Annotated in this window: 22 protein-coding genes and 3 pseudogenes; 8 read left to right on the plus strand and 17 right to left on the minus strand. The window is 68.6% G+C overall.

What is annotated here, in order from left to right:
* Nucleotides 1–225 precede the first annotated feature (225 nt).
* Nucleotides 226–369 (minus strand): hypothetical protein, encoded by a 144-nt coding sequence (locus tag ACYVPE_RS19995; RefSeq protein WP_461035017.1) that lies wholly within the window; start codon nt 367–369, stop codon nt 226–228.
* An 84-nt stretch (nt 370–453) separates the two neighbouring features.
* Entirely contained in the window at nt 454–912 is a 459-nt protein-coding gene (locus ACYVPE_RS20000; protein WP_461035018.1) for an ATP-binding protein, read from the minus strand.
* A gap of 463 nt (nt 913–1,375) precedes the next feature.
* Between ACYVPE_RS20000 and ACYVPE_RS20005 the strand changes: the two genes are divergently transcribed.
* Both ACYVPE_RS20005 and ACYVPE_RS20010 read left to right on the plus strand, forming a co-directional pair.
* Nucleotides 1,376–1,984, plus strand: a complete 609-nt coding sequence (locus ACYVPE_RS20005; RefSeq protein ID WP_461035019.1) for a hypothetical protein — start codon at nt 1,376–1,378, stop codon at nt 1,982–1,984.
* Between the two features lie 11 nt (nt 1,985–1,995).
* Entirely contained in the window at nt 1,996–2,733 is a 738-nt protein-coding gene (locus tag ACYVPE_RS20010) for a carbonic anhydrase (protein WP_461035020.1), read from the plus strand.
* Nucleotides 2,734–3,088: 355 nt separating this feature from the next.
* Here the strand turns inward: ACYVPE_RS20010 and ACYVPE_RS20015 are convergent.
* The 3 genes and pseudogenes from ACYVPE_RS20015 to ACYVPE_RS20025 all read right to left on the minus strand — a co-directional run.
* Nucleotides 3,089–3,415, minus strand: a pseudogene (locus ACYVPE_RS20015) (ArsR/SmtB family transcription factor); the annotation flags it as partial.
* Between the two features lie 286 nt (nt 3,416–3,701).
* Complete coding sequence (locus tag ACYVPE_RS20020) at nt 3,702–4,073, minus strand: ATP-binding protein (protein WP_461035057.1); 372 nt, start codon at nt 4,071–4,073, stop codon at nt 3,702–3,704.
* Nucleotides 4,074–4,371: 298 nt separating this feature from the next.
* Complete coding sequence (locus tag ACYVPE_RS20025; RefSeq protein WP_461035021.1) at nt 4,372–4,851, minus strand: hypothetical protein; 480 nt, start codon at nt 4,849–4,851, stop codon at nt 4,372–4,374.
* Between the two features lie 44 nt (nt 4,852–4,895).
* Here ACYVPE_RS20025 and ACYVPE_RS20030 point away from each other — a divergent pair, with 44 nt between their 5' ends.
* Nucleotides 4,896–5,576, plus strand: a complete 681-nt coding sequence (locus tag ACYVPE_RS20030) for a hypothetical protein (RefSeq protein ID WP_461035022.1) — start codon at nt 4,896–4,898, stop codon at nt 5,574–5,576.
* Nucleotides 5,577–5,689: 113 nt separating this feature from the next.
* On the opposite strand, the gene ACYVPE_RS20035 is transcribed toward ACYVPE_RS20030, so the two are convergent.
* Complete coding sequence (locus ACYVPE_RS20035; RefSeq protein ID WP_461035023.1) at nt 5,690–6,439, minus strand: TetR/AcrR family transcriptional regulator; 750 nt, start codon at nt 6,437–6,439, stop codon at nt 5,690–5,692.
* A gap of 77 nt (nt 6,440–6,516) precedes the next feature.
* Here ACYVPE_RS20035 and ACYVPE_RS20040 point away from each other — a divergent pair, with 77 nt between their 5' ends.
* A complete protein-coding gene (locus ACYVPE_RS20040) occupies nt 6,517–6,831 on the plus strand; it encodes a DUF1330 domain-containing protein (protein WP_461035024.1) in 315 nt (104 codons plus the stop codon).
* A 41-nt stretch (nt 6,832–6,872) separates the two neighbouring features.
* Here the strand turns inward: ACYVPE_RS20040 and ACYVPE_RS20045 are convergent.
* The 6 genes and pseudogenes from ACYVPE_RS20045 to ACYVPE_RS20070 form a co-directional block, all read right to left on the minus strand.
* Nucleotides 6,873–7,416, minus strand: a pseudogene (locus tag ACYVPE_RS20045) (AAC(3) family N-acetyltransferase); the annotation flags it as partial.
* Nucleotides 7,417–8,018: 602 nt separating this feature from the next.
* Nucleotides 8,019–8,387: an anti-sigma factor antagonist gene (locus ACYVPE_RS20050; RefSeq protein ID WP_461035025.1), complete on the minus strand. Its 369-nt coding sequence runs from the start codon at nt 8,385–8,387 to the stop codon at nt 8,019–8,021.
* A gap of 134 nt (nt 8,388–8,521) precedes the next feature.
* The gene (locus ACYVPE_RS20055; protein WP_461035026.1) at nt 8,522–8,905 is read right to left on the minus strand and encodes a pyridoxamine 5'-phosphate oxidase family protein; all 384 of its coding nucleotides are present in this window, start codon (nt 8,903–8,905) and stop codon (nt 8,522–8,524) included.
* 23 nt (nt 8,906–8,928) lie between these two features.
* Complete coding sequence (locus ACYVPE_RS20060; RefSeq protein ID WP_461035027.1) at nt 8,929–10,671, minus strand: SulP family inorganic anion transporter; 1,743 nt, start codon at nt 10,669–10,671, stop codon at nt 8,929–8,931.
* Nucleotides 10,668–11,009, minus strand: a complete 342-nt coding sequence (locus tag ACYVPE_RS20065; protein WP_461035028.1) for an ArsR/SmtB family transcription factor — start codon at nt 11,007–11,009, stop codon at nt 10,668–10,670. Before ACYVPE_RS20065 ends, ACYVPE_RS20060 begins: the two co-directional genes overlap by 4 nt.
* A gap of 282 nt (nt 11,010–11,291) precedes the next feature.
* Entirely contained in the window at nt 11,292–11,624 is a 333-nt protein-coding gene (locus ACYVPE_RS20070) for an ArsR/SmtB family transcription factor (protein ID WP_461035029.1), read from the minus strand.
* Between the two features lie 308 nt (nt 11,625–11,932).
* Between ACYVPE_RS20070 and ACYVPE_RS20075 the strand changes: the two genes are divergently transcribed.
* Complete coding sequence (locus ACYVPE_RS20075; protein ID WP_461035030.1) at nt 11,933–12,274, plus strand: STAS domain-containing protein; 342 nt, start codon at nt 11,933–11,935, stop codon at nt 12,272–12,274.
* A gap of 30 nt (nt 12,275–12,304) precedes the next feature.
* Nucleotides 12,305–12,445 (plus strand): DUF6126 family protein, encoded by a 141-nt coding sequence (locus ACYVPE_RS20080; RefSeq protein ID WP_461035031.1) that lies wholly within the window; start codon nt 12,305–12,307, stop codon nt 12,443–12,445.
* A gap of 523 nt (nt 12,446–12,968) precedes the next feature.
* Here the strand turns inward: ACYVPE_RS20080 and ACYVPE_RS20085 are convergent.
* Nucleotides 12,969–13,728: pseudogene (locus ACYVPE_RS20085) on the minus strand (transposase family protein); the annotation flags it as partial.
* 132 nt (nt 13,729–13,860) lie between these two features.
* Here ACYVPE_RS20085 and ACYVPE_RS20090 point away from each other — a divergent pair.
* On the plus strand, nt 13,861–14,418 hold the full coding sequence (locus tag ACYVPE_RS20090) for a hypothetical protein (protein ID WP_461035032.1): 558 nt from the start codon (nt 13,861–13,863) through the stop codon (nt 14,416–14,418).
* Nucleotides 14,419–14,776: 358 nt separating this feature from the next.
* Here ACYVPE_RS20090 and ACYVPE_RS20095 read toward each other — a convergent pair whose 3' ends face one another.
* Nucleotides 14,777–15,610 (minus strand): enoyl-CoA hydratase/isomerase family protein, encoded by an 834-nt coding sequence (locus ACYVPE_RS20095; RefSeq protein ID WP_461035033.1) that lies wholly within the window; start codon nt 15,608–15,610, stop codon nt 14,777–14,779.
* A gap of 146 nt (nt 15,611–15,756) precedes the next feature.
* Between ACYVPE_RS20095 and ACYVPE_RS20100 the strand changes: the two genes are divergently transcribed.
* On the plus strand, nt 15,757–16,146 hold the full coding sequence (locus ACYVPE_RS20100) for a winged helix-turn-helix transcriptional regulator (protein WP_461035034.1): 390 nt from the start codon (nt 15,757–15,759) through the stop codon (nt 16,144–16,146).
* Nucleotides 16,147–16,586: 440 nt separating this feature from the next.
* On the opposite strand, the gene ACYVPE_RS20105 is transcribed toward ACYVPE_RS20100, so the two are convergent.
* The 3 genes from ACYVPE_RS20105 to ACYVPE_RS20115 are packed head-to-tail and all read right to left on the minus strand — an operon-like array spanning nt 16,587 to nt 18,688.
* Complete coding sequence (locus tag ACYVPE_RS20105) at nt 16,587–17,057, minus strand: hypothetical protein (RefSeq protein WP_461035035.1); 471 nt, start codon at nt 17,055–17,057, stop codon at nt 16,587–16,589.
* A gap of 12 nt (nt 17,058–17,069) precedes the next feature.
* Nucleotides 17,070–17,375 carry a hypothetical protein gene (locus ACYVPE_RS20110; protein WP_461035036.1) on the minus strand — a complete coding sequence of 102 codons (306 nt, stop codon included), beginning with the start codon at nt 17,373–17,375 and terminating at the stop codon, nt 17,070–17,072.
* 56 nt (nt 17,376–17,431) lie between these two features.
* Nucleotides 17,432–18,688 (minus strand): hypothetical protein, encoded by a 1,257-nt coding sequence (locus ACYVPE_RS20115; protein ID WP_461035037.1) that lies wholly within the window; start codon nt 18,686–18,688, stop codon nt 17,432–17,434.
* Nucleotides 18,689–19,043: the final 355 nt, after the last annotated feature.

The raw sequence follows: 19,043 nt of genomic DNA on the forward strand, positions 1-19,043 counted from the left end.
TGGGGGTGGCCAGGTCCCCCGTCGAGCTCATCGAGTTCCTGCGCCGCGCCGGCCTCGACCCGGACGAGGTGCTGCTCGAGGACCCCACCCTCGTCGAGTGGCGCGGCGGCGGCCCCGAGGCCTGGACGCCAGATCCACCGGGGGAGTGAGCGCCAGTCACCTTCAACGGGCCACTGGTGTGCTGAGACCAGAGGCACGGCTCGGGGTGGCCGGTGCGTCGATCATCTACTCCCCGTCGTCCTGCTTGTCCTGCGCGAACTCCCGCAGGTCGGTGCCCAGCGTCGGTCCCCCGATCGACCAGGGGCTCGCCTTGTCCCCGGCCGTGGTCGGCCAGGATATGACCGAGCCGCTGCAATCCGCACGCAACATCCCGCTGACGTGCGGTCAGCCCGGCCGATCTGCTCGCCGACCGATGCATGACATCGGCGCGGGCGCGACACGCGCTGACTACGCTCACGGCATGCGGTCGTCGGCGCCCAGGCTGTGCCCCTCGGTCACGGGAAGAGCAATCAAGACGCTCTTGCCGCGACCGTCCTCGTCAGGTTGCAGACCGGCAGAGCCACCAAGTTCGACGGTGGTCTGGAGAACCAGGGCAAGTCCCTTGCCCAGCGTGTCAGGTTGGGCCGTGAGATCGGGGTGGTGCGGGTGCTGGTCGTGGACGGCGAAAGCGAGTACCCCAGGGGCAGTGCTGTAGACGATATCGAGGTTCGGTGAGGCGGAAGCAGCGTGCCGAACGCTGTTGGTGACCAGCTCCGACAAGATCAGCAGGGCGGGATCCATCACCGGGTGGGAGGGTTTGATTCCCCAGGATGGGTAGACCATCTCAGCTGTGGTTCGAGCCAGTGACACAGCCGCGGAGCCCGAGGGCAGAGTGAGGATGTGCCAGTGATGCGTCATGAGACGGTTGATCATGTGTGGCATGACTCCCTCAGGCATTGCATTGCTGTGTCGTGCGCCCCAGTGACCGCCGTGTCGGAGCAACGGCCATCCACCAGGCCGGCTTTCGACGAGTGGCTCCCCCAGATGGCTTCCTCAACGAAGCACGCGAGAGAGGAAGCCAACGTACGGGAGACGCGGGCGAGCCGGGGTCGCTCGGCACTGGTCTGACGGCGGGACGGATAGAGCAGGTGGAGACGCTAGGGGTTTCGACACCCGACCATGCCGGGCCCACGTACGCCTCACGCTGCGCAGTCGCCTCATGCCCCTGGCTTCCCTGCCCACCAAGTAGCGCGCATCTTACCGATTGCGAAATCTAGCAATCCATCCCTGGCCCAAACATTGAGATTTCCTCCACGGCGCACGACATCCTTCCCAGCAGCGAGGTGACGCACCGCCGCGACATCGCGAGCGGGAACTTCGGGAAACACCCACGCGAGTGAACGCGGCCGCCGAGGAGGGCTCTGTTGGTGCGGCGATCGGGGCCGCTGTGCTCGGCCTGCGTCCGGTGGCGGAGATCATGACGATCAACTTCTCGCTGCTCTCCCTGGACCAGATCGTCAGCCACGCCGTCAAGAGCTTCGGTATGTTCGGCGGCCAGGTGACCGTGCCGTTGGTGATCCGTACCCCGGGTGGTGGTGGGCAGCAACTCGGCGCCACCCACTCGCAGAACATCGAGCTCTCCTGCGCCTTCGTTCCCGGCATGAAGGTCGTCGCCCCCTCGACCCCCGCCGACGCCAAGACGTTGACGCTGGCGGCGAGCCGCGACGACGACCCCGTCCTCGCGCCGGAAAACCTCGCCCCTTACAACACCAGGGGAGAAGTTCCCCATCACGACGAGCCCGCCGAGATCGGCAGGGCCAAGATGACCCGCGAGGGCACCGCCGTCATGCTGGTCGCCTACTCGAGGATGGCCGCCGTCGCGCTCCAGGTCACCGAGCGACTGGCCGCGTACCACGAGGATTCGGGTTTGGGGCGGGCCAAATCTTGCTCAAGGTCGGGTCGGGTTCCGGTGGCGGCCCGGCGCCTGTGGGCGGGCGGTGTCTAGCTTGTCCGGGCATGAGAGTGGATCGTGACTGCGGGGGCGAGGTGTTGGCCGCGCGTCGCCGGCTGGTGCGCGCTGGGTTGAGCGGGGCGGTGGCCTTGGGGGCTGGGCTGGTGTGCGGGCCGTCGGTGGCGTCGGGTGTGCGGCCGGTTGGCAGTGTGCCGCGGCCATCGGGGCCGGGGCAGGCGTGGCGGGAGCTCGAGGCGGGGAACCGGCGGTGGCGGACGTTCCATGAGAGCCATCCGGACCAGGCCGAGGGTGTGCGCAGGGCGCTGGTGGGCGGGCAGCATCCGTTCGCGGTGGTCCTGGGGTGCGTGGACTCGCGGGTGCCGCCTGAGCTGGTCTTCGACCAGGGCCTTGGTGATCTGCTGACCGTGCGGTCGGCGGGCGAGGTCCTGGACGAAGCGGTCCTGGGCAGCATCGCCTACGGGGTGCTGGAGCTCGACATCCCGCTGATCGTCGTCCTGGGGCATCAGGGATGCGGCGCGGTCGCCGCCGCGGTGCACACTGATGAGGAAGGTACGCGGCTGCCGGCACACATCCGATACCTGGCGGACCGGATCCGCCCGGCGATCGACCATCAACTTCGTGGGGATGCGCGGGTGGACGCGGCGGTCACCGAGAATGTGCGTCGGGTACGTGCCCGCCTGTCCGCGGAGCCTGACCTGGCTGACAGGATCACCGGGGGGCGGCTGGCCGTGGTCGGTGCCCGGTACGAGCTGACCAGCCAGCGGGTGCACCAGGTGCACTGACCCGGCAGGGGCTGGTCGCCGTCGCAGACTTGCGGACCCACGGCCATTAGGCTTGCAGAGTTCTGCAATTTGCGAGATTCGAAGTGAAGGGTAGGTGGCGTGTCCACATTCGCGGAAGCGGCGCGCAAGCGTATCCGGGCGGCAAGGGCCCGCGTGGCAGCAGCCCAGGAGACCTGTGATCCTTTCGAGGAGGCGGGGGCGGCCGATGAGTTGGAGGATGCGCTGCGCACGGCCCGCGAGCATGGTGTTGAGCCGTGCGACGCGAGGTGAGGCGGCCGCGACCAATCGTGCGTGAGGCCGGGGTCGGGACGTAGCCGGCTGGGCGGGGCGGCCGCCCATCGGATCGGGGGGCTCTACCGGGGGGCGCAGGCCCGGCGCGGAGCTCAGCTTGGCTCTGGAGGACGCCGGTGAGGATGCCGCGGGCGACGCATAGGAGTTCGGCGAGGTCGTCGTTGGCGAGCCGGTAGTGGACTGCGGAGCCCTCGCGGCGGGTGGTGACCAGGTTCGCCCTGCGCAGGACGGCGAGTTGTTGGGAGGGGGGCGCCGGCTCGACGCCGACCTCCGGGAGCATCTCGGCGACCGCGTGCTCGCGGACGCTCAGCAGTTCCAGGACCCGGATGCGGACCGGATGGCCGAGTGTCTTGAGGAACTCGGCCTTCAGTTGGTACAGCGGTGGGCCCAGTGGGGGGCATTGCGGCCGCGGGGCCGCGGCCGCCTGGTACGTGCTCGTTCTGGACATCCCGATCCACCCACCGTTTCCTCTTCGAGGCGCCCGGTCCTGATGCCACCCCCGTTCCGAACTCACCTCGACCTTCACAAGTGCAGATTCCTGCAAGTCGTGAACACCCGTGGTCCGGTCGTCGGTGCGCCACACTCGGGCCGCGTGATGAGCGGCCACGCGGGGTGGGGCGGGGTGAAGCGGATTGGGGGCGGAGGTCGGTGGGATCGTCGCCGCGTCCTTCCCGGCATCACAAGGGCAGGGTGATCCAGATGGCCTTGCCGAGCCCGTCCGCGTCCGGGCGGACGATCACGGTGCCGCCGAGTTCCGTCGTGGTGTCGGCCACCAGCGCGAGGCCGCTGCTGGGCGCCATGGATAGGGCCCGGTAGGGGGTGGGCTGGTGGGGGTGGCGGTCGTGGACGGCGAAGGCGAGCGTGCCGGGGCCGTGCGCGAAGGTCACCGTGATCATCGGCGACGTCCTGGCGGCGTGCCGGACGGCGTTGGTGACCAGTTCGGACAGGACCAGCAGCGCCGGCCCGACGGCCGGGTGGGCGAGGCCGACGCCGCACTCGACGAGGACGAGTTCGGCGCTCTCCCGCGCCATCCGCACCGCGGAGCCCATGGCGGGGACGGTCAGGACGTGCCGGTAGGGCAGGGCCTCGGCCTGAACGACGGTCGTCAACGGTGTCCCTCTCTCATCGTTCAGCGACCCACCAGGCGGTACCACCACGTCCACCTGGAGATGAGTAGATATAAGAATGTAGCGAATTGCAGAATTATGCAATTTGGGTCCATGCTCGCTGCGGCTCGACGCCCGCGTGGGGTGACTCGGCGGGGTTGAGCCCGCCGCGAGTTCGGCGGATCAGCGTGCCGGCGACTCCATCCCCCTTCCAAGCGCCGCGCCAACACGCCGAACAGGATCAGCGAGCCCAGCCCCCAGTGACGTCGTAGAGCGCGACGCGCCACGTCACGCCCTCCAGCGTCGACGGTGACGTCTCCTCGTGGCGGTTCTCTAGGCCGATCTCCGCGGCCAGCCGCGCCACGTCGTCCCGCTCCGCTCGTCGAGGTGACCGTCGGAGGCGAGCGACATCGATAGCTCCGTGACCCGGGCGACCTGCCCAGCGGAGAACACCCGGCGGTGTGCGCCTCGTCGTTTCGCCGAAGATCGGCGCCAGGAGGCGGCAGTACAACACCTCGCCCGTCTCCTCGTCGAGGATCAGATCCTTGTCCTCCATGTCATCGAAACCGTCCGAGTCGCTCGGTACACACTCGGCGCCGGCCGTCGAGAAGTGCACCTGGTAGGGCGATGTGGGCGTCCTGACCACGAGATAGACGACGAAGCGCACTGCCCCGACGAGCATGGCCACCGCGGGCGCCATGCACCCGAAGGCGACCACCACGGCCCTACCCCGTCCGCCCGTCGCGACCTCATCCGATCCGTATCGTGGATTATCGCGCGGACTTGGATCCTGGGCCACCGCTTTGGTTGCCGCTGATCTTGTCGGCGGAGACCCGATCACTGGTTCCTTCTCCACCTGCCATCGGTCAGGATGGCCGGATGAAACTCGGCATCGTTCTCGCCGGTGACCATGTCCGCCTTCCCGAGTCTGGCCTCGTGCCTGCCGACGTCGCTCCGGGCGGAATCATCCCCGCCACCGCCATCCGGGACGCCGCCCCGGACACCGTTCCACCGGAGATCCGCACCATCTCGGGAGAGACGTTCTTCGTCTCGGCCGAGCAGCGTGCCGAACTGCGAAGCTTCTGCGTCGCCAACGGGGTTCCCCAACAGTCCAGACCCGACGTGTGGGGTGACCTTCTTGAACCCTTTGTCGACACCGAGTTCACCCCCGAGCGCCAGGCCGTCACTCGGACACGCCTGAGCCAGGCTGGTCTGGGCGAAGAGGAGGTGGCCGGCATCAGGGCCACAGTCGCCCCACTCATGCTCGCCTACAGCGCCTTCCACCAGGACTGGTGCCACCTCGGCCTCGCCGACCTCCTGGACGCCGCGACAGCCAGCTGGATTCCAGAGCACCTGCGGACCGAGTCCGCCGAGAGAGCCGACTTCTCCACCTGGGCGATGAAGATCGCGGACCTCGGCCACGGTCGTAGCCGGTCCCTCACCTGATTCCCCACTTTCACCAGCCGGACGTGCAGGGTGAGTCGCGGCGACGGCCGCCACCGGTCCCGCTCCTCGTCGGTTGAGTCTCCCCGACGCTCATCACGACAACGCCCCGACTGTCAGGCGGTGACCCGCCCGTCGTGGCCCTGGTCCAGGCCCAGTGACCTGACCAGGTCGAGCATCTCGGCGCGGTGCAGGGCGGCCGGGTTGCCGGCGACGGGGTGGATGTGGCCGTCGATCTCCAGGGCCACGAGGCCGTGCATCCGACCCCAGACGCGGAGTGCGAGCGCCGCCGCGGCGGGTGGCACGTCCGGGAGGTCTCGCCGGATCTTCGCGACGTAGTCCGGGTGGAGATCGGACCAGGAGGTGTCCTCGGGTTGGTGGTGCCGGGCGTGGGGCCAGGCTGCGGCCACGAGGCTCGTGAGTTCGCGGCAGACGCGACGTGCCGTCTGGTCCACCGGACCGTTCTCGGGGGGCTGGTAGCCGGGGACGGGGTGCCCGTAGAAGAGCCGGAAGCTCTCGGGGTGAGCCAGTGCCCACTCCCTCAGGGCCTGGCCCCAGGCCAGTAGCCGGCCGCCGGGGTCCGACTCGGGCACGGCGTTGCTGGCCGTCTCCACCGCCTCGGCGAGCGAGGCGGCGATGTGGCTGATCAGCGCCGTGATCAGATCGTCCCGGGCGGGGAAGTAGCTGTAGATCGCGCGAGCGGTCATGCCCATCTCACGGGCGATGCCGCGTAGTGAGATCGCCCCGGGACCGCCTTCCGCCATCTGCTTCAGGGCGATGGCCCTGATCTCCCGGGTCGTCTCGATCCGCAGCCGCTCCCGGCGGCTCGTCACACCCCGAACGGGCTCTTCTTCGTCGATGCGCACTCTGGGAGGTTACCGGGGTTGCGATAGTCTGCGCCGTGACATTAGTACACGCCGTGTCCAAAAGAGACGGGGAACCCATGCCCGCATACGTCATCGTCAACGCCGATGTGCTCGACGAGGAGGCCGGCCTGGCCTACGCCCCCCTGGCCCAGCGGTCCATCCTCGGCCACGGAGGCCGTTACCTGGTCGCGGGGCCCACACCCCGGCCTGTCGAGGGCAGTTGGGACTCCTCCCGTTTCCTGGTCATCGAGTTCGCCGACATGGACCGGATCCGGGAGTGGTACGACTCCCCCGAGTACCGACGGGCCCGGGAGATACGAGAGGGCAAGGTCCCGGTGGACATGCTGTTCGTCGAGGGCGCGCCGCCGGAGGGCTTCACGCTCCCGTCCTAGCAGTGCTTCGTTCGGTTGTGTCGGGCGGAGGGCGGCCTGGTCTGGGCAGGGTGCAGCAGTGTCATGGTGTCGAGCGGCGCGCCGAGCAGCAGCACCCGGCCGCCGTGTGCCACCAGCCGCGCGAGGGGACTTCCCGGCCCGTGCGGGTCGTCCCAGGGGTGGTCGGCCACCAACTCGGTGGCCAGCGCGCCCAACGCGGCGAAGCTGACGTCCGGGTGCCGGCTGCGCAACGCTTCGGGGAGTCGGCCGTTGGCGTGGTCGGCCTCGCTCGACTCCGGGGTGTAGGCGGGGTGTTCGGCGCGCCGCGCGTCCCGCCACGGCTCCGGCCAGTCGACGAAGTCGTACAGCGGGGGGTGGGGCGTTCCAGCCGCTGTACACCAGCAACGTGCCGCCTGGCCCCACCACGTCGCGGAGGGCGCCGATGACGGTGGCCGCGCCGCCCGCCACGTAGCCGATGGCGGACATCCGGGTGTGGAACATCACGATGTCGCCGGCGCCGAGGTTGAGTTCGGACAGGTCGCGGCCGATCCGGCTGCGCGTCACCGGGCCGCCCGAGTCGGCGAGCAGGCGCGCTTCATCCGTGATCGGGAACCCTGCAGTCGCTCCGTCCCGGCACGAGGGCCGGCCGGCCCTGGCGCCAGAGAGTGACCATGTCGGCGAGCTCGGCGAGGCGGGGGCAGCAGGGGCAGTGTCCCGAGGCGCCGTGAGGTGCCGGCGGCAAAAGCTGCGGAGGTGACGCGGGCCCAGCGCCGGCTGGTGGTGCCCGCCCGTGTCGTCGGCGCGGTCTACTACGAAACCCTCAAGAAGGCCTTCGACGACCTCGCAGAGCCGCATATCCAGAGCTGGGCACCACATCAGGCGCGGGCGCTGGAAGGCTTTGTGGGGGTGAGGTGGCCGACTTCCGGATGCTGTCCAACTTCGAGGGAGACGGCCGCCGATCGAGAACCGTCGCTATGACGGCGACCGCGTCCAATTCGGCGCGGTCAGTGGGTCACTCATCCTTCGGGGCGGCCCTGGGGCGGTCCTCGGTGCCTGGTGCGGTGTGTGGCGAGCGCGCTGGGTAGATCGGGGTGGACCGGAATGTCAGGGCTGTGAGCCGTCGGTGCGAGGGATCCGTCGGCTGGGTCGCGGCCAACTCGAGGCCGCGGCCTGCGTCGACCAGGTCCTGTCTTGTCGATCTTGTCGGATCAGCCCGCGTCGTCAGATACGGTGGATCGCAAGGCGCCGGATCGCAGCTCATACTTGGCCGTATTCGCGCGATTCGGTAACGCAGCGAGGTGCCGTAGCGATGGGGGCACCTCCCAGCCGCCAGGCTGGGGGAGGCGCGGGCCCGGCAAGATCGGCAGGACAGGGCCTAGGCGGCGCGCGGCCTCGGCGATGGCTTGCTGTCCTGTGGCCGACCAGCCACGTCGTTCGATGATGACCGGCCCTGTGCCGTGGGCGAGGATCCAGCCGATCGCGCCATGGAATCGACGGACCGCCTCCTCGCCCAGATGCCCGGTGACCGACAGGATGTCGAGATCCCGCTCGACGGCGTGGCGCCACTCGATGGTCATGTCATCAACTTCCTTACCGCACTGCTCATCCCGGATGGGGGGCGATTTCGGGTCCGGGATCATCCGGGGGTGGTTGCCCGCGTGTGCTGGCCCTTCTGCCGGTGGTGCAACAGTTCACCGCCGCCGGGTGGCCGTCATCCTTCGGTCCCCTGAATGAGGCGGAATCCGGTGACTGTTCTTGCGCGGACGTGGAGGAGGGCGTCATGCGGGCCGTGTGTCCAGCCGGACAGGTTGGACTGATAGTGGGCGGCCTCATGGGGTTCGCTGATCACCTCGGCAGGGCCGGAGACGGTCACCATCCAGCCGGTTCCCGTGACAGCGTCCATCGCGTCCACGTGATAGCTCACGATCCGGGGGAGTGATGTCGTGCTCACCGGGGTGCGGATGGCCAGGCGGCTGAACTCCCACACGTGCCAGGCGGGGCGGATGACGGTCACCTCCCGTTGCACGAAGATCAGCCGTCCCAACCTGGCTCCCGCCAGCAGCCACAGTGCCTCCTCGCCGGAGATCTCGATCATGCGTGGGGCATCTGTGGGTGCGCTCACGGGACTGGTTCCTCACTGACGCCTGTCGTGGTCTTCGGGCTCGTACTGCGCGGGGGAAGGAGGGGCAGGAGGCCCGCGGTCGCCAGGTGGTCGCGGGCGCCTTGGATCGCCTCGGGGGTGGTGGCGTACTCCCGGCCGTCGTGGCGGAGCAGTTCGAGCGTGCCGACGGAGTCGAGGGCCTGCTGCTGCTCGGGGCGTATTCCGGAGGCCAGCACGAGGATGTCGCGCCGCTGTAGTTTCTCCACCACGTCCTTGAGGACCAGGGCGCCGGTGGCGTCGATGGTCAGGACGCGGGACATGCGCAGGATGACGACCCTGACGTCGGCGACCTCGCTCAGTTCCAGGAGGAAGCGGTGGGCGGCGGCGAAGAACAGCGGTCCGTCGATGCGGTACGCGACGATGTGCTCGGCCAGCAGCGCGTGTTCCTCCGTGGTGTGGTCGCCGCGGTCGAGCGGCACCTGGTCGAGGCGGGCCTGCTTGGCCACGGCGCGCAGCGCGAGGGCGCCGGCGACCAGCAGGCCGATGATCACGGCGTAGACGAGGTCGAGCGCGAGGGTCGCCACGGCGGTCAGGACGAGGATCACGGCGTCGGACCTGGTCGCCCTCGTCATCGCCCTGAGCGAGCCGACCTCGACCATGCGGATCGCGGTGGCCAGCAGGACGCCGGCCAGCGCGGCCAGCGGGATCTGGGCGACGAGCGGCGCGGCGGCGAAGACGATCACGGCCAGGACGGCGGCGTGGACCAGGGCGGCCAGCCGGGAGTTCGCGCCGGTGCGGACGTTGACCGCGGTGCGGGCGATCGCGCCGGTCGCCGGCACCCCGCCGAACAGCGGGGCGGCGATGTTGGCCAGGCCCTGCCCGAACAGCTCGCGGTCCGGATCGTGCTTCTGCCCGACCGTCATGCCGTCCGCGACCGACGCCGAGAGCAGGGACTCCAGGGCGGCCAGCGCGGCGACCGCCACCGCGGGGGCCAGGAGCGAACCCAGCGCACCCGGGTCGAGGAAGGACAACGAGGGCGCGGGCAGCCCGGCCGGCAGGTCACCGATGGGCCCGGCGGCTTCGAGGTCGAGGAGAGCGGCGACGACGGTCGCCGCGACGACGGCCAGGATGGAGAAGGGCACGGTGGGCCGCCACCGACCGCCCGCCAGCATGACGGCGGCCACCGCGATGGCGAAGCCGACGGCCGTCCAGTTCGGGGACGCGGCGAACTCCTGAACCGCGCGCCAGGCCACCACCAGCACCCGGTCGCCCTCCGGCGTGGCCACGCCGAGTGCGTTGGGGATCTGTTGGAGGCCGATCACGCACGCGATGCCCAGGGTGAAGCCCTCGACGACCGGCGCCGGCACGTACCGCATGTACTTCCCGGCCCGCAGCACGGCCAGTGCTACGAGGAGCACGCCCGCCAGCAGGCCGACGGTCAGTACGCCGCTCGGCCCGTGCTGGGCGACGATGGGTACCAGCACCACCGTCATGGCGCCGGTCGGCCCCGACACCTGCAGGTTGGAGCCACCGAAGACCGCGGCCAGCGCGCCCGCGACCACGGCGGTCGCCAGCCCGGCCTCGGCGCCGAGACCGGAGGAGACGCCGAAGCCGAGTGCCAGCGGCAGCGCGACGATCGCCACCGTCAGCCCGGCCAGCAGGTCCCGGCGCGGGTCACGCCGGACCTCCGCCAGGTCGGTGCGAGAGGGCAGCAACGAGCTGATCCGGACCCAAGTGGCCCGGGCGAAGGCCGTGCTCATCGAGCGGCGACCTCGGCTTCCCGCAGCTCCGCCAACAAATCGTTTCGCCCGGCGAGCAGTTCGGTGAGGATGCGTCGAGCGGCCCGCATCAGGTCGGCGACATCACCGCCGGCGAGCGAGTAGACCACGGCTTGGCCCTCTCGCGTCGAGGTCACGATCCCGGATCGGCGCAACACCGCCAGTTGCTGCGACAAGCTCGAGGGCTCCACCTCGATGGCGGCCAGCAGATCCCGCACGGGCTTCGGCCCCTCCTGGAGCAGCTCCAACACCCGGATCCGCACCGGATGCCCCAGCAGGCGGAAGAACTCCGCCTTGGCCTCGTACAGCGGAACGGACACGACCCCTCAACTTTCACGGCGGCGCCCCACCCGGGGGCAGGCAGAGGAGCTGCGCCCGCGGCAGTCGGTTTCACGGGCACAGTCGATACAGCATCTAGCTAATTGCAAAATTTCGCAATTCTGATGCCCGCTTTGTGGTGGTTCCACGTTCCTGTGATCCCGTTCACCGCGCCAGGCCGACGTCACTCCACCGCGACCGCCGACCGGTATGCGCCAGCGCTCTGGTCGATGGCAGACCGAGATCAACCAGCGCGAGGCCCCGGGATGTGCGCCCTCGCGCGTCTACTCCGACGACGCCCGAAGGTCGGCGAGCAGGTCAGCCTGGCTGGCCAGTACGCCGGTGAGGATGCTGCGCGCCACCCGCAGCAGCTCGGCCACCTCTGGACTGGTGAGCGAGTAGAACACGGCGGACCCCTCCTTGCGGGTCACCACCAGATTGGCGCGGCGTAGCACCGCCAGTTGCTGCGAGAGGTGGGCCGGCTCGATGCCGACCTGGGGCAGCAGCTCGGAGACCGCGTGCTCACGCTCGCTCAACAACTCCAGCACCCGAATCCGGGCTGGATGCCCAAGCGTCTTGAAGAACTCCGCCTTCAGCTGATACAGCGGTCGACTCACCACCTACACCCCCCACGCCGGTCCGCCAGGTGTGTCCCGGTCGCTCCGCTCAACGGCGGATCTCTCCCTCGCCATGACGCTCATCCTCTCGCACGCAAGGATAAGTGACCTCCTTGTCACTTGCTAAGCTTGGCAACACGTAAAGCCGCGAGGGAATAGGCAGGCGGATCAGCCGGACTCGGCCACCACTTCGCCCGCCGGTCACCAGTCCGCCCGCGCTCCGGATGTCTTCTCAGAGACAGCGTCCACCGGAGCGCGGGCTCGCTCCCCACGGTCGATGCCGACCATCCACCCTCAGGAAGACCCTGGTGAACTGGACTCATGACCACCGCGACGGCGTCGACGTGCTCACCGTCACCGGTTTCCTGCGTAACGAGGCCACGCACCGGTTCGCTAGCGCCGTCGACTGGGTGATTGTGCGCTCTCATGGCTCGGTCATCCTGGACCTCACACACCTGCGTGGCTGGGACAAGGAGGGGGAGCGCGCTGTCGTCGACGCGATCGACAGGCTCCTCGAGCGTGGTGCGCCCATCATGGTCTGCGGCCTCGGCGAGGCCACCGTGTCCCGTGCCATCCCAGAACGTCTTCGCCATGTCTGTGTCGTCTCGGATCTGGAAACCGCCCTGCGAGACCTCGCAGCCGCGGTGTGACCCGCACAACGCCCCCGAAGGGAAGCCCCTGTGTCCCAGGACGACCGATCCCCACGCCGCCCCGTCCCCGAGAAGATCCCTCGCGGTCTGTTGATCCGCATGCTCATCTACGCCATCTTCGGCAAGCTGTTCGCGGCCTTCCTCTTCTTCCTCTTCACCCTCGGCGACTAACGAGTTCGCACGTGGTTGGCGATGAGCGTTGAGGTCTTCGGTGGGGCTTGGCCGTGCCCGGGAGGCTTCGCGCCCCCAAAGACGGGCAAGAAAGCGGGGAAGTATCCGTCGGTGATCTCCGTGCACCGGGCGCTCGCCGAAGCCGAGGAAGCCGAGCCGTGCGAGCGCCTGGTCTCCGAGCACACCGCTCACACCACCGCTGACCACGAGGAGGTCACCGAAGAAGAGCGGTGCACGTGGAGTAGCTCATGCCAGAGTCCTCCGAAGACGAGGACGCGTTCACGGCGGAGCTCGACGCCGAGGCTCCTGAAGCCGATGCGGCCGAACGCCCGTAGGCTGCGAACGAAGCGGATCGTGCGGAGTGGACGCGTCGGGTTGTACTGGAGGACCCCGCGGTCGGCGGCATCCTCAGACTCGCCCCTTTACGGTGCTGAGCAGGGCATGGATGAACGGCTGGACTGCCTTGGCGTGCGCCGGCCTTCCGCGTTTGCGGCACGGTGACAGTGAACCTTTTCCCACCTCGGTTTGAGCAGATCAGGTGCAGGGTGAGGACTGCTTGGACGAGGCTCGTGATGTGTGTCGTGCTGCGGCGGAGCTTCCGTAGGAGGCGTCGATTCTTCAGGGTCGCCATGGCCTGCTTGCCCAGCGCTCTGATCCGTGCGTGAGCTCGGTTGACGGCCTGCTGTCCTGCGGGCAGACGGTCCCACCGGCCGCGGAAGGGGCACTCGGACGGTTCCGTGAGCCCCTTGGTGGCCTTTGTCGGCCCAGCAGGGCGTGCCCGCGTCGTCGAACGCGTCGAGCAGGCCGTGTGTGCGGGCTGCCTTGATGTCGTGGACGGCGCCGGGCAAGGCGGGCGAGCCCCCACAGCAGACGCCCGTGCGGATCGGCGATCACCCGCACGTACATGCCATGTTTCTTGTGCTTACCGGGGTAGATGGGCCGGTCGGCGGCGATCCGGTCGATCGGCAGCAGGGTCCCGTCGAGGTTCACAGACGCCTTGTTCTGTGCGGTCTTGACCGCGGTGGTCAGGTCCGGGGCGAGCGCGGTCAGGGCATCGACGGCCTCGGCGACATGCCGGTAGGTGGTGGTGCCCACGCCGAAGCCCGTAGCGAGCTGCGCCTAGGGGTACCCGCACCGCAGGTGGACGAGGGCGAGCAGAGCCTGCCGGCCCGTGCTCAGCCGACGCCAGCGGTGCCGCGCTGCCGGCGTTGGTCGCGCAACCGAGCGGACGGGAAGCGGTGGGCGGAGCCGGACACGTCGATCCCGGAACGGTCGACAAGCACACGAAGCCTCTGGTGGAGACGGAGTTCTTGGTCGAAAACCCATCGATCAGGGGCTTCTCCTGTCCGTCAGCTCAACTAACGCAGCCCCCTTGACGGGGTGGACAACGCTCATGCGGTGGCACACTGGTCGTCGTGTCCAACTCCTACGCGCAGCCCATCTTGAGAACAGTGGACCTCTCGGAGGGATTGCGCATCGTCGAGCGGCTGCTGGGGATCGCCGACCTGACGGATCTGGAAGTCGATTTCGATGCGCGGATCTCCTCGACTCACTCTCTGTCGGAGGTGCTGGCCCTGCTGCCGGACGCCGATTGGTGGGCTGTAGGGGAGAGGGGCGGTGCCTCGGACACGGGGGATGATCCGTCGGCCTGCCTCCCCATCCGGCTACGACGCTGGGCTGAGGCACCCGAGACCGTGGAGCCGTTTCTCAAGGCAGTGGGCGACAGCCCGGCGACGGTGCGATGGGACTTCAACGCCTGGCCCGAGGCTCCGGAGGTAGGTCTGGGGGTGGGAGGCACCCGCGGCGCGTTCGTCACCCTGTGCGCGCATGCCCGCGACCTCGACCTGGAAGAGCCTGCGGCCGACTACACGGTGTTCGTCCACGTCAAGCAAGTTGAGGCCGAACGCGCACCGTGGCTTGCGGCCCAAGTAGGGCTGCGGGTGATCGGCGACTTGGTGATGGCGCCGTACTGAGCATCCGTGAGGGGGGGGGCTGCGGCACTGCCAGCACGGTTCCGACGTGCACCAACGCCCTCGGCAAAGCGTAGATGGCTGATCACGGTGTCCCGAGCGCTATCGAAGGCTCCTGAGCAAGCTCAAACGCCAGGTTGGAAAAGGCTCCGTGCGGAGCGAAGGCCTCGAAGCGAGCTGAATCGGTGCGCGTTGGAGTGGAGGTGATCGAGGAACGGCTTCGAGAGATGAGCGCGATCGTGGCGAGGTGTCCCGGGTGGCGGCCTCTCAGGGCTCCGGCCGAACGGACCCGGCCGGAGCTCCGCCCTGGTGCGGGCGCACGAGGGCCGGGGAGTACGGGGAGGCCGCCACCCGGCGGGCCCTATCCGGGCAGGCCCCTGAGCAGGCCCTCCAGGTCGCGCTCGCCATCGGGGGTCTGGGCCCCGTGGGCCAGTCCGCCGCGGATCAGACGCTCGGCCGCGGGGCGCGTGAACTGGCCCGCCCAGGCGTCGTGCTCCCGCAGGAGCCCCTCGGTCAGGTTCTCGGGGGCGATGGCGCGCTTGGCCGCCGCGATCACCCCCTCGGGCAGGGCCGCGATGTCGCGGGCGAGGCGGTTGACGATGTCGTCGAGTTGGTCAGCGGGGACCGCCCGGTTGACCCAGCCGTAGCGCTCCGCGGTTTCGGCGTCGTACAGGTCGGCGCCCAGCACCGCTTCCAGGGCGCGATTGCGGCCGACCCGGCTGGCGAGGTACTGCGTGCCCCCTCCACCCGGGACGATGCCCATGAGGGCCTCGATCTGGCCGATCCCGGCGCGGCCGATCGCCGCGAACGTCATGTCCGCGGCCGTGACGAATTCCGCCCCTCCGCCGCGCGCCATCCCGGCAAGCTTGACGATGGTCACCTGGGGCTGGTGTCGGAGCAACTCCCCCAGAGCCTGGAAGACGTTGACGCCGTCTGGAAGGTCGGCCGCGAGCTTGTCGAAGGCGTCTGGTGTGTCGACGAGCGACATGTCGACGTGGGCGATGAAGAACTCCGGGTTGGCGCTGTCGAACACGATCACGCGAACCGAGGCGTCGTCCCTCAGTGCGGTCAGCAGGTGCCGGAGGTCGGCCATCAGGGCGACGTTCAGGACGTTGACCGGCGGGTTGTCGAGGGTGACGTGGGCGATGCCGTCCTCAAGGCGCACCCGCAGGGTCGCGTGGGCGTCGTAGGTCATGGGGGCTCCGATCGATACCTGGTGTGCATCGCATCGGGGTACATCCGGGTTCATCTGGGTTCCCGATGCATACTTACGGTCCGACCGCGGGGGAGCGGGGTCAATAACGCACTTTCGGCATCGCAAGGATCGCGAAGGATACCGACATGGCCATTTCTGAGACCGGCGCCGACGCTGGCACGGGCATCGTCTTCCGGCCCGACTGCCCCAGCCGACCGATCCTCGACCAGATCGCTGACAAGTGGTCGATGATGGTGATGGCCGTCCTCGAGGAGCCCGCTCGGTTCAACGAGATCAAGCGCCGCCTCGAGGGCGTGACCCAGCGGGTCCTGACCCAGACCCTGCGCCGCCTGGAACGCAACGGGATGATCGTCCGCCGTGTGCTGCCCACCTCGCCCGTCGGGGTCGAGTACTCCCTCACCCCGCTCGGCGAATCCCTGCGGGAGCCATTCGGCCGGTTGTACGACTGGACGGTCAGCCACGCGGACGAGATACAGGCGCGCCAGAGGGACTACGACCAACGCGTTCAGGGCTGAGCGAACGTGGATGACGCCGCCGAGGGGCTGGGACCGCGGGCTGGCGACTGAACGGCGGCCGGAGGTCCTGGTCGAACGGGCTTCCCTCCGTGACCGGCGGCCGCGGTGTGCCGGACGCGACGCGACCACCGTGCTCACCGCCTGGCGGCCTCCGGCCCCGCGGTTCGCGCGTCCATTCGGCCAGGAGCCGGTCGACGAACACCAGCCGGTGCTTCGCGCCCGCGCCCAAGGCGCGCTTCCGCGGCTTGGACGCCAGCCTGGCCTGGTGCCGCTCATGCCACAACGGGCCCAAGTCGGCCGCGAGTTCAGCGAGCACGTCAGCCGACAGGCCCGTGATCCTCCGGTCACTGACGATCGCCGCCCGAGACGCGTTCCCCACCACACGACCATGATCAACGATCAACAGCCCAACGCCTCACCGCCCACCATGCACGAGCTCGTCAGGTGAGCGTGTTGATGTTGCTGCGGTCGTTGATCGAGGTGATCTCGTCACCCTCCTCGTTCCAGATGACGTCGGGGCCTCCCAGGTTGCGCGATTCCTCCCAGTCGGGTGGGTATGTCGGATCGGTTTCGACCTCCTCGGCGGTCAACTCGAAACCGCCCTCGCCGTCGATGTTCGACAGCGTGGCCGCGAACAGTTCCGAGTCGTTGCTCTTGAACGAGTCACTGATGCTGGTGAGCAGGTTGGCCCAGTGCTGGATACTGGTGGCCGCCGAGTGCATCGACCTGCTGAACTCCTCGTAGGCGGTCTTCAGCGCGGGGCTCGCCTGTTCCAGATACAGGCCGTTGTCGAGCAGGGTGCCGACCGTGCTGAGGAGATTGTAGATCTCCGGCACGATGATGTTGCACTGGGCACTGAGCTTGCTCGCGGTCTCCGCTATGCCCGCGTAGTCGGCGGAAATATCTGCCATCGTCGCCTTACCTCACTTCGGGTTGCGGATGTTCTCCGCGTACTGCTGGTCGAATTCGATCATGCCGTCCTTGATGGCGACGAACTGTTGGGCGAAGCCGTCGATCGCGTCGCACAACTGGCCGAGCTGATCGTGGAGGATGTTGTACTGGTCGGCGATGGCCTGCTGGGTCTCCGGCATGCGCAGGGCGGTGCCCATCGCGTCGTCGAGGGCCGCCTTCGCCGCATCCTTGGCCGGAATAATGGTGTTGGCATTGGCGCTCCGCAACGCGGAGGCGGCCTCTTCGACGTCGCTGTACGTGATGCTGACATTGGCCATGGTGGAGGTTTCCTCTCCTGATATGAGGTCTGTTCCGATTCGGTTCCCGACCGGCGCTACAGCTTCGGTCCCGTCCAGGAGTCGGTGGGGTAGTCGACCCCGTTGTTGTCGCCGTCCGCGCCGTCGGCGCCCGGCTCGACGTCCCGCTCGTTCTGGTCTTCCTCGTCCAGTTCCCAGGTGCCGAGCCAGTCGTCGCGGTGGTACGTGTCCGTGTCGGTCTCGCCGTCCGCGTCGGTGGTGGTGACGGTCCGCGTCTGCGAGCCGTCGTCGTGCAGGACGAGTTCGGTGACGGTCGTCTCCTCGTTGCCGTCCTTGTCCGTCGTCGTCGTGGTCGTGGTCTGCCCGCCGTCGTCGTTCTTGACGGTCTCGGTCTCGACGGTCTCCGTCTCCCGGTCGTCGTCGTTGGTGAACTCCGCGGTGCCTTCCGACGTGGTGCCCGAGCCGTCGTCCTCGACCTCGACCTCCTCCACCGTCTCCGTGCCGTCGGGTCCTGTCGTGGTGATCGTGTAGCCACGCCTGTCGAAGGAGTCGCCGTTCTCGTCCGGCTCGCTGTAGTCGGGGGGGCCGTCGTACTCGATCGTCGTGGTGTATTCCTCGCCGTCGGCCGTGACGACCGTGGACTTCTCCTCGATGATGTTGTAGTCCTCGTCGTAGGTCACCCACACCTCGGTCTTCGCGCCGTCGTCGTCCCCGAACTGGATATGGGTGGGCGGGAGCTCCAACTCCGGATCCGGGGGCCGCTCGCCCGGCGGCGCCGGCCGGTGGTCGTCCGGCTCCTTGGGATAGTCGTCCTTCCACGTCTGGCACCAGTCAGGACTGTCCTCCCTGGAACACACCTCCCAGATGTTGTCCTCGGGGTTCTCGCGGAAGTACTCGTCGGCCCCGATCTCCCGCAGATAGTCGTTCCACTCGTCGTTCCTTCGCTCCCACTCCTCGACCGCGAGTTTCTCCTGCTTCCAGTTGTCGAAAAGCGAGTTGGCGGCATCAGTGGCGGCCGTGGCGGCGATCTGGGCGTCCTGCTGGAACAATGCGTCGGCGACGCCACCGAACATGTCGCCGAACCGTTCCAGCTTGTCCTTGCCTTCGTCGATCCGGACCTTCGACTTTCCGTAGAAGAGCTGGAACTGGTACGCGAGGTCGTAGTTGCCGAAAACCGACTCGTTCGCGCTGGCGGTCTCGCTGCCCACCTCCTCCCAGACGCCATTGCCGCCTCCGGTGTCGGCCTTTTCTGCCAACGCGTGCAGACCGCGCTGCATGGCGTACAACTTCTCGTAGTCCATCGCGAAATCGGCGGCCGAGCCTTCTTCGGCCATGAGCGCCTCCGTGGGTTGTCGCGCGCTCCCAGAAATCCGGAGGGCGCTGATCGCGTCGTGCCGGTCGGTCGCTCGGGGGCAAGTGGCGACTCGCGGGCGAGTAGGGAGTTCGGTGTCAGCGGATACCACTGCAAACCGTGCCCCTGGGGCAGGTTCAAGAGCCGCGCCACGTGACCCGGATCACGTTCCCCTCGCGTTGAGTCTGCCCCAGGGGCAGCGTGTGGGCTTGGCCGGGACGCCCCCTGTCGCCCCCCGAGCCCTGAGCGGGGGGCGACCCCCTCGCCTTCGTGTCGCCCGGCGAAGGCGAGGAAGTCGAACCACCGGCGTCAGGTGCCGCTCCGTGAGAAGACAGGTG

It is taken from the genome of Streptomyces mayteni (genome assembly GCF_054783955.1).

Bases quoted from the DNA above. Each gene is read 5' to 3' on its own strand.
- ACYVPE_RS19995 (WP_461035017.1), bottom strand. From the start codon at position 369: ATGTTGCGTGCGGATTGCAGCGGCTCGGTCATATCCTGGCCGACCACG.
- ACYVPE_RS20000 (WP_461035018.1), bottom strand. From the start codon at position 912: ATGATCAACCGTCTCATGACGCATCACTGGCACATCCTCACTCTGCCC.
- ACYVPE_RS20010 (WP_461035020.1), top strand. From the start codon at position 1,996: ATGAGAGTGGATCGTGACTGCGGGGGCGAGGTGTTGGCCGCGCGTCGC.
- ACYVPE_RS20020 (WP_461035057.1), bottom strand. From the start codon at position 4,073: ATGGGCTCCGCGGTGCGGATGGCGCGGGAGAGCGCCGAACTCGTCCTC.
- ACYVPE_RS20040 (WP_461035024.1), top strand. From the start codon at position 6,517: ATGCCCGCATACGTCATCGTCAACGCCGATGTGCTCGACGAGGAGGCC.
- ACYVPE_RS20050 (WP_461035025.1), bottom strand. From the start codon at position 8,387: ATGACCATCGAGTGGCGCCACGCCGTCGAGCGGGATCTCGACATCCTG.
- ACYVPE_RS20055 (WP_461035026.1), bottom strand. From the start codon at position 8,905: ATGATCGAGATCTCCGGCGAGGAGGCACTGTGGCTGCTGGCGGGAGCC.
- ACYVPE_RS20060 (WP_461035027.1), bottom strand. From the start codon at position 10,671: ATGAGCACGGCCTTCGCCCGGGCCACTTGGGTCCGGATCAGCTCGTTG.
- ACYVPE_RS20095 (WP_461035033.1), bottom strand. From the start codon at position 15,610: ATGACCTACGACGCCCACGCGACCCTGCGGGTGCGCCTTGAGGACGGC.
- ACYVPE_RS20100 (WP_461035034.1), top strand. From the start codon at position 15,757: ATGGCCATTTCTGAGACCGGCGCCGACGCTGGCACGGGCATCGTCTTC.
- ACYVPE_RS20105 (WP_461035035.1), bottom strand. From the start codon at position 17,057: ATGGCAGATATTTCCGCCGACTACGCGGGCATAGCGGAGACCGCGAGC.
- ACYVPE_RS20110 (WP_461035036.1), bottom strand. From the start codon at position 17,375: ATGGCCAATGTCAGCATCACGTACAGCGACGTCGAAGAGGCCGCCTCC.
- ACYVPE_RS20115 (WP_461035037.1), bottom strand. From the start codon at position 18,688: ATGGCCGAAGAAGGCTCGGCCGCCGATTTCGCGATGGACTACGAGAAG.